The sequence below is a fragment of the Serratia sp. Ser99 genome (assembly GCF_024519545.1).
Lineage (GTDB): Bacteria > Pseudomonadota > Gammaproteobacteria > Enterobacterales > Enterobacteriaceae > Serratia > Serratia liquefaciens.
Genome location: NZ_JALJRT010000004.1, coordinates 1 through 11379, shown reverse-complemented (window position 1 = coordinate 11379; position 11379 = coordinate 1). Strand labels below are relative to the sequence as shown.

At 56.3% G+C, this 11379-nt stretch carries 11 protein-coding genes and 2 other RNA genes; 5 read left to right on the top strand and 8 right to left on the bottom strand.

Annotated elements, in window-relative coordinates; translation table 11 throughout:
• Positions 1-13 precede the first annotated feature (13 nt).
• The 3 genes from pncA to sppA form a co-directional block, all read right to left on the bottom strand.
• Entirely contained in the window at positions 14-646 is a 633-nt protein-coding gene (pncA, locus tag NR114_RS09795; RefSeq protein WP_020827208.1) for a bifunctional nicotinamidase/pyrazinamidase, read from the bottom strand.
• Between the two features lie 24 nt (positions 647-670).
• Positions 671-1687 carry an asparaginase gene (gene ansA / locus NR114_RS09790; RefSeq protein ID WP_041415430.1) on the bottom strand — a complete coding sequence of 339 codons (1017 nt, stop codon included), beginning with the start codon at positions 1685-1687 and terminating at the stop codon, positions 671-673.
• Positions 1688-1780: 93 nt separating this feature from the next.
• Complete coding sequence (gene sppA / locus NR114_RS09785) at positions 1781-3637, bottom strand: signal peptide peptidase SppA (RefSeq protein WP_046373369.1); 1857 nt, start codon at positions 3635-3637, stop codon at positions 1781-1783.
• A 160-nt stretch (positions 3638-3797) separates the two neighbouring features.
• On the opposite strand from sppA, the gene NR114_RS09780 reads away from it, so the two are divergent.
• From NR114_RS09780 to NR114_RS09760, 5 genes are all read left to right on the top strand, one after another.
• On the top strand, positions 3798-4349 hold the full coding sequence (locus tag NR114_RS09780) for an NAD(P)H nitroreductase (RefSeq protein WP_020827205.1): 552 nt from the start codon (positions 3798-3800) through the stop codon (positions 4347-4349).
• Positions 4350-4509: 160 nt separating this feature from the next.
• Positions 4510-5553 (top strand): selenide, water dikinase SelD, encoded by a 1044-nt coding sequence (gene selD / locus NR114_RS09775; protein WP_234530936.1) that lies wholly within the window; start codon positions 4510-4512, stop codon positions 5551-5553.
• Positions 5553-6671, top strand: a complete 1119-nt coding sequence (mnmH, locus tag NR114_RS09770) for a tRNA 2-selenouridine(34) synthase MnmH (RefSeq protein ID WP_129982749.1) — start codon at positions 5553-5555, stop codon at positions 6669-6671. Before selD ends, mnmH begins: the two co-directional genes overlap by 1 nt.
• Positions 6671-8596 (top strand): DNA topoisomerase III, encoded by a 1926-nt coding sequence (locus NR114_RS09765; RefSeq protein WP_020827202.1) that lies wholly within the window; start codon positions 6671-6673, stop codon positions 8594-8596. The genes mnmH and NR114_RS09765 overlap by 1 nt, the downstream gene beginning before the upstream one ends.
• Positions 8593-8886 carry a DUF1496 domain-containing protein gene (locus tag NR114_RS09760; protein ID WP_020827201.1) on the top strand — a complete coding sequence of 98 codons (294 nt, stop codon included), beginning with the start codon at positions 8593-8595 and terminating at the stop codon, positions 8884-8886. Before NR114_RS09765 ends, NR114_RS09760 begins: the two co-directional genes overlap by 4 nt.
• Positions 8887-8904: 18 nt before the next feature.
• Here NR114_RS09760 and NR114_RS09755 read toward each other — a convergent pair whose 3' ends face one another.
• The 5 genes from NR114_RS09755 to NR114_RS09735 form a co-directional block, all read right to left on the bottom strand.
• Positions 8905-9306, bottom strand: coding sequence for a pyrimidine (deoxy)nucleoside triphosphate diphosphatase (locus NR114_RS09755; protein ID WP_234529721.1), 402 nt, complete (start codon positions 9304-9306; stop codon positions 8905-8907).
• A 45-nt stretch (positions 9307-9351) separates the two neighbouring features.
• Complete coding sequence (xthA, locus tag NR114_RS09750) at positions 9352-10158, bottom strand: exodeoxyribonuclease III (RefSeq protein WP_020827199.1); 807 nt, start codon at positions 10156-10158, stop codon at positions 9352-9354.
• 102 nt (positions 10159-10260) lie between these two features.
• Entirely contained in the window at positions 10261-10833 is a 573-nt protein-coding gene (locus tag NR114_RS09745; RefSeq protein ID WP_020827198.1) for a TIGR00730 family Rossman fold protein, read from the bottom strand.
• Between the two features lie 151 nt (positions 10834-10984).
• Positions 10985-11111, bottom strand: a non-coding RNA gene (locus tag NR114_RS09740) — RtT sRNA.
• Between the two features lie 44 nt (positions 11112-11155).
• Positions 11156-11282, bottom strand: a non-coding RNA gene (locus tag NR114_RS09735) — RtT sRNA.
• Positions 11283-11379: the final 97 nt, after the last annotated feature.

The following is an 11379-nucleotide window of genomic DNA, read 5'->3' as shown; positions in this document are numbered from 1 at the left end:
AGCACCCGACGCATTATCGTTCGATGAATTGTGACAGGGTAACGAGTTTTGCACCAGCCTGCTGCATGGCCTGAAGGGCTTCCTGACTGTCACCAGGTTGCAAATTAACGCCGCGACAGCCGTCGGTAATTATCGAGGTCTGGTATCCCAGCGCGAGAGCATCCAGGACGCTGAATTTGACGCAGTAGTCGGTTGCCAGCCCCATCACGGCCAAATGGCTCACGTCATGAGCTTTCAACCAGCGGTCCAACTCGGTGCGTGAGCGATGCCCGTTGTCGAAGAAGGCGCTGTAGCTGTCGATATCCGTATTTTGACCTTTACGGAATACGGCGACGATATCCCGGTGGTTTAATTGCGGATGAAGCTCGGCACCTGGGCTTTCCTGTACGCAGTGCACCGGCCACCACACCTGCGGCAACCCCTCCAGTTCGCCCAGCGTACCCACCTGCGCGTTGGCGTTGACCGCAAAGCTACGGTGATTGGCAGGATGCCAGTCCTGGCTGGCGACCACAGGCTCGCCCCGCGCGTTGCAGGCCTCTATTGCCCGATTGGCTACGGCGATCACGGCATCGCCGTCTGTCACCGCCAGTGCGCCGCCGGGGCAAAAATCGTTTTGCAAATCGATTAGCAGCAGGGCTGTTTTCATCGCGACTCCGTCTTGGGGTTAGGGTTAACCACTGATGCTTAGTTCACCGCGCAAGTCTTGCTGCATCTGGCTGCGGATTTGCTCCGGCGTCAGCGGTTGGCTCAGCAAATAATGCAGCTTGGTCAAGGCGGCTTCCACCGTCATGTCGAAACCGCTGATGACCCCGGCATGGGCCAGCGCGTTACCGGTGGCGTAGCCTTCCATATTCACCCGACCGGATATGCACTGGGTCAGGTTCACGACCACAATGCCGCGTTCGGAAGCGTCGCGCAATTCATCAACCAGCTCCGCTTTTTGCGGTGCGTTGCCCACGCCGTAAGAGCGCAGGATCAAGGCTTTCACCGGTTGCAGCAAAAAGTTGCGGACTACCGCGCCGGAGATCCCTGGATAAATCGTCACCACACCGATCGGCTGCGGGGTAATGTCATGCACTTTCAGCTCACCGTTGCAGACAGGGCTGTCGATACCGTTCTGGCGACGGATATGGATCCCTGCTTCCAGCAGCGGCGGCAGGTTAGGCGAGGCAAAGGCGTCGAAACCGTCAGCGTGCGCCTTGGTGGTACGGTTGCCGCGGAACAGTTTGTTGTTGAAGAACAGACTGACTTCATTCACCGGATGGTTGGCGGCCAGGTACAGCGCGTTCAGCAGGTTGGTTTGACCGTCGGAACGCAGTTCAGCCAGAGGGATTTGCGAACCGGTGACGATCACCGGCTTGGCCAGGTTTTCCAGCATGAACGACAGGGCCGAAGCGGTGAAGGCCATGGTGTCGGTACCGTGCAGGATCACGAAGCCATCATAGAGGTGGTAATTCTTTTTGATGTCGTCGGCGATATGCTGCCAGTCTTCCGGCGTCATATCGGAGGAATCGATCAGCGGCGCATATTCATGAATAGTGAAGTCCGGCATCTCCGGCCGGTGAAACTCAGGCATCAAGGCCAGTTGGCGCTGCAGGTGACCGGACACCGGGATGTAGCCGTGATCGGAGCGTTGCATGCCGATGGTACCGCCGGTATAAGCGACGTAAATCGATTTCTTTTGCATGGTCATTGTTTTAACAGAAATATGATGGGCTGAATTATAGGGGGATAAGCGCAGAAAAAAAGCCCGGCGGGTGCCGGGCTGAGGATTAATTTGTTAGCGGACTTCTCCGCAGGTCAAACAGATGGCATAGCGGTTTTGCGGATCGTTCAGGTTGTTGAACAAACCCGGCTGTTCTTTTACCGCCATGGCTACCGACGCCAGCGGCGCAGGCAGCATTGACTGAATGGCTGCCGGCAGCATGGCGTGAATAGACACGCCAAACTGGCTGAGTACCATGTCGGTCAGGCTTGGCGTATCGACAAACCAGTTAAGCTGCCATTGTTTCAACTGCGCCAGTTCGGCCGCTTTTTTCACCGCGTCGTCAAAATCGCCCAACTGATCGACCAGACCGTTGGTTTTGGCATCGCTGCCCAACCACACGTGCCCCTGAGCAATTTGGTCAACCTGCTGCGGCGTCATTTTGCGGGCCTTGGCGACCAGATCGATAAAGTTTTGATAACCTTTCTCGATGTTCAACTGCATCATCTGCGAGAACTCTGGTGGCAGCGCCTTGGTCACCGCCAGATCCGCCAGCGGCGAGGTGGCCACACCGTCGGTATGCACGCCAATACTGTCCAGCGTCTGCTCATAGGTGTTGATCACCCCGAAGATGCCGATAGAGCCGGTAAGGGTGCTCGGGCTGGCGATGATGTAGTCCGCCGGCGTAGAGACCCAATAACCGCCCGATGCCGCCATACCACCCATGGAAACCACCACTGGTTTTCCGGCGGCGCGTACTGCGGCCAGTTCGGAGCGGATCACTTCAGAGGCGCTGACGCTGCCCCCTGGGCTGTTAACCCGGAAGATAACCGCTTTGATCGCCGGATCCAGTCGTGCCTGACGCAGTTCCGCGGCGGTGGTGTCACCCCCAACGGTGCCTGGCGTCTGCGGGCCGTCCATGATCGCGCCGTTGGCGAAGATCACGGCAATTTTGCCTCCCTGATCTGGCGCCGCTTTTGGCTGATAGTCATAGATGCTGGTGGCGTTGAAATCGTTCGCCTGCTTGTCCCAACCGAAAGTCTTGATCAGTTGGTTCTCAATGACGGTGCGGGAAGCCAGCTCATCCACCAGTTTATTGTCCAGCGCGTACTTGGCGGTATCGCCACCGGCGGCCTGCAAGCCGGTCAATACGCCCGCCGCACCGGGGAACAGTTGCTGCGCGGTGATTTGACGGTTGGCGGCTACGGTATCCAGGTAGTTCTGCCACAGCCCGCCAATCCAGCGGCTATCGGCCTCACGGGCGGCCGGTGACATATCGTCACGGATCAGCGGTTCTACCGCAGATTTATAGGTGCCCACGCGGAAGATATTGGTGGTGACCTTGAGTTTCTCCAACAGGGATTTGTAGTAAAGATTGTTGGTGGCGAAACCGTGCAGATCGACGGCGCCCTGTGGCGACAGATAAACCTTGTTGGCGTAGCTGGCCAGATAGTATTGCGTCTGGTTATAGCTGTCGCCAATGGCGAAAATCGGTTTCCCGCTGTCGCGGAATTCCCGCAGCGCCTTGCCCATGTATTGCAGCGAAGGTTGATCGGCGCCGGCAAAATCATTTAACTGCAATACCATGCCGGTAATGTTTTTGTCGTCTTTGGCTTTGCGGATGCTGTCAACCACGTCAAACAGGGAGTTTTCCTGCAGACGGTTACTGGACGCACCCAGCAGTTCACGGCCCCATTGGCGCACTTTGTTGTTCATCGAGGGTTGGTCAACGACCACGCCGCTCAAGTCCACCAGTAACGCACCGCGAGTAGGCACGGCAGGGGTGGTTGCGCTCTGGAATGAAAGATAGATGCCAACCCCAACCAGGATCAGCAACACCAGGAACAGATTAAGGATCAGTTCCCTGATAAAGTTCAGCAGACGCCATGTCCACCTGAAAACGCCGGCAATGATTTGCCACAATGTGCGCATGTGCTCTCCAGCAAGAGTCGAGAATGTTCCGCTATCCTAATGAGCGGCCGAGGAAATGTCAGCTTTAAATCGTGTGTCACAGAGGGTATTACCGACGCTGTCACTCGCCGTTTAGCTATGTTAACGTGATCGTAATGAAAATTGTTATCAGGAGTTTACGATGGATGCACTGGATCTTTTACTGAACCGCCGTTCGGCCTCACGCCTCGCCGAGCCTGCGCCCACCAATGAGGCTCGTCAAAATATCATCAACGCGGGCCTGCGGGCACCTGACCATGGCGCATTGCAGCCATGGCGTTTCGTGATGATTGAAAACCAGGGCCTGGAGCGCTTCAGCCAATTGTTACAAGCTGCTGCAAAGCAGGATGAAATGGACGAAGCGGCTATTGAGAAGGCGACAAAAGCGCCGTTCCGCGCACCGCTGATCATCACCGTAGTGGCGCATTGCACCGAAGAAACCAAGGTGCCGCGCTGGGAGCAGGTAGTTTCTGCCGGTTGTGCGGTGCAGGCGATGCAGATGGCCGCACTGGCGCAAGGCTTCAACGGCATCTGGCGTACCGGGGCCTGGACCGAACATCCTCTGGTTCGCGAAGCCTTTGGCTGCCGTGAGCAGGACGAAATTGTTGGCTTCCTGTATTTGGGGACTCCTCAGTTGAAAGCCGCAACCAAAGTTGTCGCACCGGACAGCACGCCGTTCGTCAGCTACTTCTAATAAACTCCGGCGCAGGGTTGCCGCAAAAATGCGTTAAATCCCGCCATTCTGTGTTGTTTCTGAGCAGGCTGTTCGGTTATCGACAGCCCGCTCTTACCATTCCCCTCGGCAAGCGCTACCCTATGATATCTTGAATGCCGTTAACCGAAGGGAGTGGTATATGACATCGCCAGCGATCCGTTTAACCCAGTACAGCCATGGCGCAGGCTGCGGTTGTAAAATCTCACCGAAAGTTCTCGAAACTATTCTGCACAGCGAGCGGGAGAAGTTTGTCGATCCGCGTTTGCTGGTGGGCAATGAAACCCGTGACGATGCTGCGGTGTATGACATCGGCAACGGCGTTGGCATTATCAGCACTACCGATTTCTTTATGCCTATCGTTGATAACCCGTTCGACTTCGGCCGCATCGCGGCAACCAATGCCATCAGCGACGTTTATGCCATGGGCGGTAAACCGATCATGGCGATTGCCATTCTGGGTTGGCCGATAGCCAAGCTGCCGCCGGAAGTCGCGCAACAGGTGATCGACGGTGGGCGCTATGCCTGCCAACAGGCGGGGATCGCGTTGGCAGGCGGCCATTCTATCGATGCGCCTGAGCCTATTTTTGGCCTGGCGGTTACCGGCATCGTCAGCACCGAGCGGGTGAAGAAAAACAGCGCGGCCCAGGCCGGATCGCGGTTATTCCTGACCAAACCTCTGGGCATTGGCGTGCTGACCACCGCCGAGAAGAAAAGTAAGCTGCGGCCTGAACATGAAGGTCTGGCGACCGAGGTCATGTGCCAACTGAACAAACCGGGCACGGATTTTGCCGATGTCGAAGGCGTAACGGCGATGACTGACGTGACCGGTTTCGGTCTGCTGGGCCACCTGAGTGAGGTTTGCCAGGGGTCAGGATTGCAGGCGACGGTCTGGTTTGAGCAAGTGCCAAAATTGCCGGACATCGAGCGTTATATTGCCGAAGGCTGCGTGCCGGGCGGCACCGGGCGTAACTTTGAAAGTTACGGCCATCTGGTGGGTGAAATGACCAGCCTGCAGCGGCAATTGTTATGCGATCCGCAAACCTCCGGTGGCTTGCTGCTGGCTGTGTTGCCGGAAGCGGAACAGCAGGTTCAGGCGGTTGCCGAACGTCACGGCATTCAGCTACAGGCCATCGGTGAACTGCATACGGCCATTGCGGGCAAGCCGCTGATCGAGGTTGTGTAGTGTCTACTACGCTGGAGCGGGTAGATACCCAGGATTATCGACGTATTTTTTTGCAGGACATCCCGCTGATTGACGTGCGCGCGCCGGTTGAGTTTCAGCAGGGCGCTTTTGCCAATGCGGTAAACCTGCCGTTGATGAACGACGATGAACGGCAGGCGGTTGGCACCTGTTACAAACAGCAGGGTCAGCAGGCGGCGATTGCCCTGGGCCACAGCCTGGTTAACGGCCGACTGCGCGAGCAGCGCACGGCGGCGTGGCTGGCGCAATGCGCGCAATGGCCAGAGGGTTACCTTTACTGTTTTCGCGGCGGTTTGCGTTCGCAACTGGTGCAGCAATGGCTACGTGAGGCTGGAGTGACCTATCCGCGCATTATTGGCGGCTACAAGGCGCTGCGTCAGTTCTTGCTGACCACGTTGGAACAAAGTGCCGAACTGCCGATGGTGCTGATCGGCGGCAATACCGGCAGCGGCAAAACGGTGTTGGTCAATGAGCTGGCCGAAGGTATCGATCTGGAGGGCGCGGCCCGGCATCGCGGTTCATCTTTTGGCCGAACGCTGGTGGCACAAAGCGGCCAGGTTGATTTTGAGAATCGTCTGGCTGTGTTATTGCTGAAAAAACAGCATGGTGGCTGCCGCCGCTGGGTGTTGGAGGATGAAGGGCGCATTATCGGCAGCAACAATCTGCCGTTACCCATCTTCAACCGCATGCAGCAAGCGCCGGTGGCCGTTATCGACGATCCGTTCGAGGTGCGTCTGGCACGGCTGCAGCATGAATATATCGATCGCATGCGCCTGGAGTTTGAACAGGCTCTGGGGGCGGAGCCGGGGTGGCAAAAATACGATGAGTATCTGCACCATGGGCTGTTCGCCATTCGCCGTCGTTTGGGTCTGGAGCGTTTTCAGCAGCTGACGAAGAGCCTGGAATCGGCGTTACAGCGCCAATATGTCAGCGGTAATAGTGACGCGCATCAGGAGTGGCTGGTGCCGTTGTTGCAGCACTACTATGATCCGATGTATCACTATCAATTGGAAAAGAAATCCCAGCGGATCGTATTCCGCGGGAATTATGCTGAAGTAAGAGAATTCCTGATGACGTACAGCCAGAATAACGGTGAATAATGCGACTGTTTATTGCCGAGAAACCGAGTTTGGCGCGCGCCATTGCCGACGTACTTCCCAAACCGCATCGCCGCGGCGACGGATTTATCGCCTGCGGTAACAATGATGTGGTGACCTGGTGTGTGGGCCACTTATTAGAGCAGGCGCAGCCTGATGCCTACGACAGCCGCTATGCGCGCTGGTCGCTGGCGGACTTGCCAATCATCCCAGAGAAGTGGCAGTTGCAGCCGCGCCCGTCGGTGAGCAAGCAGCTTAATGCGATCAAAAAACTGCTGCATGAAGCCGATGAGGTGGTGCACGCAGGTGACCCGGATCGCGAAGGCCAACTGCTGGTGGACGAAGTGCTCGACTATCTGGCGCTGACGCCGGAAAAACGGCACAGCGTACGCCGTTGCCTGATCAACGATCTCAACCCGCAGGCGGTGGAACGTGCCATAGAGCGGCTGCGTGATAACCGCGATTTTATCCCTTTGTGCGTATCTGCTCTGGCGCGTTCCCGCGCTGATTGGTTGTATGGCATCAACATGACCCGTGCCTACACCATTTTGGGGCGCAATGCCGGTTATGACGGCGTGTTGTCCGTTGGACGGGTGCAAACGCCAGTATTGGGGCTGGTGGTACGGCGGGACGAAGATATCGAAAACTTCGTGTCGAAAGACTTTTTCGAAGTGAAAGCGCACATCGTGACGCCGAAAGAGGAGCGATTCGTCGCCCTGTGGCAACCCAGCGACTCCTGCGAACCCTATCAGGATGAGGAAGGGCGTCTGCTGCATCGGCCTTTGGCGGAGCATGTGCTTAAGCGCATCGAGGGCCAACCGGCGCTGGTCACCTCCTATAATGATAAACGGGAATCAGATACCGCTCCGCTGCCGTTTTCATTGTCGACCTTGCAAATCGAAGCTTCCAAACGTTTTAACCTGAGTGCCCAGCAGGTGCTGGATGTCTGTCAGCGCCTGTACGAAACCCATAAGTTAATCACTTACCCGCGTTCTGATTGCCGCTACCTTCCGGAAGAGCATTTCGCCGGGCGTCATTCAGTGTTGAACGCCATCAGTGTTCATCAACCGGATCTTTATCCGCAGCCGGTGATCGACAGCGATCGTCGTAACCGTTGCTGGGATGACAAGAAGGTGGATGCCCACCACGCTATTATTCCGACTGCCCGTGCCAGCAAAGTCAGCCTGAGTCAGGACGAACTGAACGTTTATGGGCTGGTTGCCCGACAGTACCTGATGCAGTTTTGCCCGGATGCGATGTTCCGCAAATGCGTCATTGAGCTGGATATCGCCGGAGGCAAGTTTATCGCCAAGGCACGCTTCCTGGCTGAAGCAGGGTGGCGCACACTCTTGGGCAGCAAAGAGCGCGATGAAGAAAACGAAGGCGCACCGTTACCGGTTGTGGCGAAGGATGACGAACTGCTGTGCGAACGCGGTGAAGTGGTTGAGCGTCAGACGCAGCCGCCGCGTCCGTTCACCGATGCCAGTCTGCTTTCCGCCATGACCGGTATTGCACGTTTTGTTCAGGATAAAGCGCTAAAGAAAATCCTGCGAGCGACCGATGGTTTAGGGACCGAGGCCACGCGCGCAGGCATTATTGAGTTGCTGTTCAAGCGGGCGTTTTTGTATAAGAAAGGGCGTTATATTCATTCCAGCGAAACCGGTCGGGCGTTGATCCATTCGCTGCCGGATATTGCAGCCCGTCCGGATATGACGGCGAACTGGGAGGCTACGCTGACGCAAATCAGTGAGAAATCCTGTCGCTATCAGGACTTTATGCAACCTCTGGTGGGGACTTTGCAGGAGCTGATTTATCAGGCCAAGCAGAGCCGGGCGAGTATGGCGTTTCGCGGGTTGCCGCCGCCACCTTCCTCCGGGGCAAAAAAACGCAAGAAAAGCGCCGGCAAGGCGCGGGAGAAGAGCGAATGAATTACGCCTTACTGATGCTGACCACTGGCGCACTGCTATTTTCGTCGGCAGTCATGGCCAACCGTGGCGATGTAGACGTGGTGGTGCCGGTGTCACCGGAAATTTGGGGTGCGGCGAAAAGCGCGGCAGCTCAACCTGTCGTGCAACCTTGCAGCCGCTGCTGTATTTATCAGGACCAAAACTATTCTGAAGGGGCGGTACTGAAGGTGGAAGGGGAAGTGCTGCAGTGCGTGCGCGATCCCAACGTGGTGGGAACCAATCCGCTGATCTGGATCCGTCTGAAGAAGTGACGCGGTAACGTCAGCGACTCAGGCTTCTGAGGTTAAACTGGCAATATACGCCGTCAGCAGCGGTACGTCGGCCGGAGCCAGCGGATAGTCAAACGCCTGCTCCGGCGTGATCCAAACAAAGTCGGCATGGCAGCGGTTCTGTAATTCGCCACTGAATGCCTCGACACGCCACGCATGCAACCTAATCACCCGCTCAGTTTGCTGCCACGTATTACTGGCGACGTAATTGCCGACGCTGGCCACAATCCCCAACTCTTCGTCCAGTTCACGCGCCAGGGCTTGAGGCTGACTTTCGCCCGCTTCAACTTTTCCGCCGGGGAACTCCCACAGGCCGGCTTGATCGCTGTCGGCATCGCGTTGCGCCAGTAAAATTTTGCCATTCTTTTCGATAATGGCGGCGACGACATCGATAATTTTCATCTTTACCACAGAGAGAAACCCCGGCCGGGGCCAGGGTTGGGTTAATTACAGCGAGAACTCCGCCCAAACCGGCGCGTGATCCGAAGGTTTTTCCATCCCGCGGATATCATAATCGATGCCGGTGGCGATACAACGCGCGGCCAGTGGCGTGCTGGCTAACAGCAGATCAATGCGCAGGCCGCGGTTTTCATCAAAGCCACGCGAACGGTAATCGAACCATGAGAACTGATCGTTGCGTTCTGGGTTGGCGTGGCGATAGGTATCCACCAGGCCCCAGTTCAGCAGGCGATCCATCCATTCACGTTCTTCCGGCAGGAAAGAGCATTTACCGGTGCGCAACCAGCGCTTGCGGTTCTCTTCACCGATACCGATATCGTAATCGCTTGGGCTGATATTGACGTCACCCATCACCAGTACCGGTGAATCTACCGACATCTGCTGCTCCAGGTAGTTTTGCAGATCCTGATAGAAGCGTGTTTTGGCAGGGAATTTGATCGGGTGGTCACGGCTTTCACCCTGTGGGAAGTAGCCGTTGATCACCGTCAAAGTGCCCTGCGGCGTAGCCAGGTCGGCCATGATGATGCGGCGTTGTGCGTCTTCCTCATCGGTAGGGAAACCGCGACGCACGGCCAGCGGCTTTTCTTTGGTCAGCAGCGCTACGCCGTAATGGCCTTTTTGCCCGTGATAGAACACGTGATAGCCGTACTGGCTGACGTCTTCCAATGGAAACATATCATCGTGAACTTTGGTTTCTTGCAGACCGATCACGTCGGGTTGGTGCTGCTCGATAATTGCGGCCAGTTGGTGCGGACGCGCGCGCAGTCCATTGATATTAAAAGAGACAAACTTCATGAGCGGTGCCGTTTATGCGAGAAAAATGTGTTGAGATAGTAGCAGAGTTTGGCCGGAAATGTAACGCGGGCCAGCGGCAATGGCCGCCGCTGGCAAGCCGGATTATTTCGCCCAGCGGTCGTAATTTTTGGGCTGATAGTCGTCGAATTGTTGCAGCAAGGTTTGTGCGGATTCGCTGATGTGCATGGTGCCGAGGTAGTCATGGCGCATAAAGCCCTGATCGGCCACGTGCTGCAGGAAATTGTTTAGCGGGCGGTAGAAACCGTTCACGTCGAGCAGGCCCACCGGTTTGCTGTGATAGCCAATCTGGCCCCAGGTCCAGATTTCAAACAGTTCCTCCAGCGTTCCTATGCCGCCGGGCAGGGCGATAAAACCGTCTGCCAGCGCCGCCATACGCGCCTTGCGGGTATGCATGTCAGGGACCACTTCCAGCTCGGTCAGGCCACGATGCGCGGTTTCTGCTTCGACCAATCGCTCAGGAATGATGCCAACGGCTTCGCCACCGGCGGCTAACACGGCATCCGCGACAATGCCCATTAGCCCTTTTTTACCGCCACCGTAGATTAAACGTCGACCCTGGGCCGCGAGAGTTTGGCCCAGTTGCCGTGCATTTTCGGCATATGCAGGGTTAACACCTTCGCTTGCTCCGCAAAAAACGCAGATATTGTTACGCATGCACTTTTTTCCTTACTGCATTAAAGAAGCCAGTGGTATAGCGAATTGTTGGCCGGAGCTCAAGTTGAGGATGTGCTGAAGGGTTAAGGGAATTGATAAATGAGATATCGGAGTGCCAAGGATTGATTTGATTCAGGGGAGCATATAAGGATGGTGGTGGGGGAAGGATTATTCGTCGCTGAGCGACTCACCCTGCGGGCCGCGCTAAAGCGCGTTGTCTCACTGCGTGAGACTCGAACCTTGTCGAAGCTTCTTATCCTTCCCGCAAAGGAGTGATATTGGGATTTACAGGTTTGATTTGATTCAGGGGAGCATATAAGGATGGTGGTGGGGGAAGGATTATTCGTCGCTGAGCGACTCACCCTGCGGGCCGCGCTAAAGCGCGTTGTCTCACTGCGTGAGACTCGAACCTTGTCGAAGCTTCTCATCCTTCCCGTAAAGGAGTGATATTGGGATTTACAGGTTTGATTTTATTGTGGGGAATATACAAGGATGGTGGTGGGGGAAGGATTCGAACCTTCGAAGTCTGTGACGGCAGATTTACAG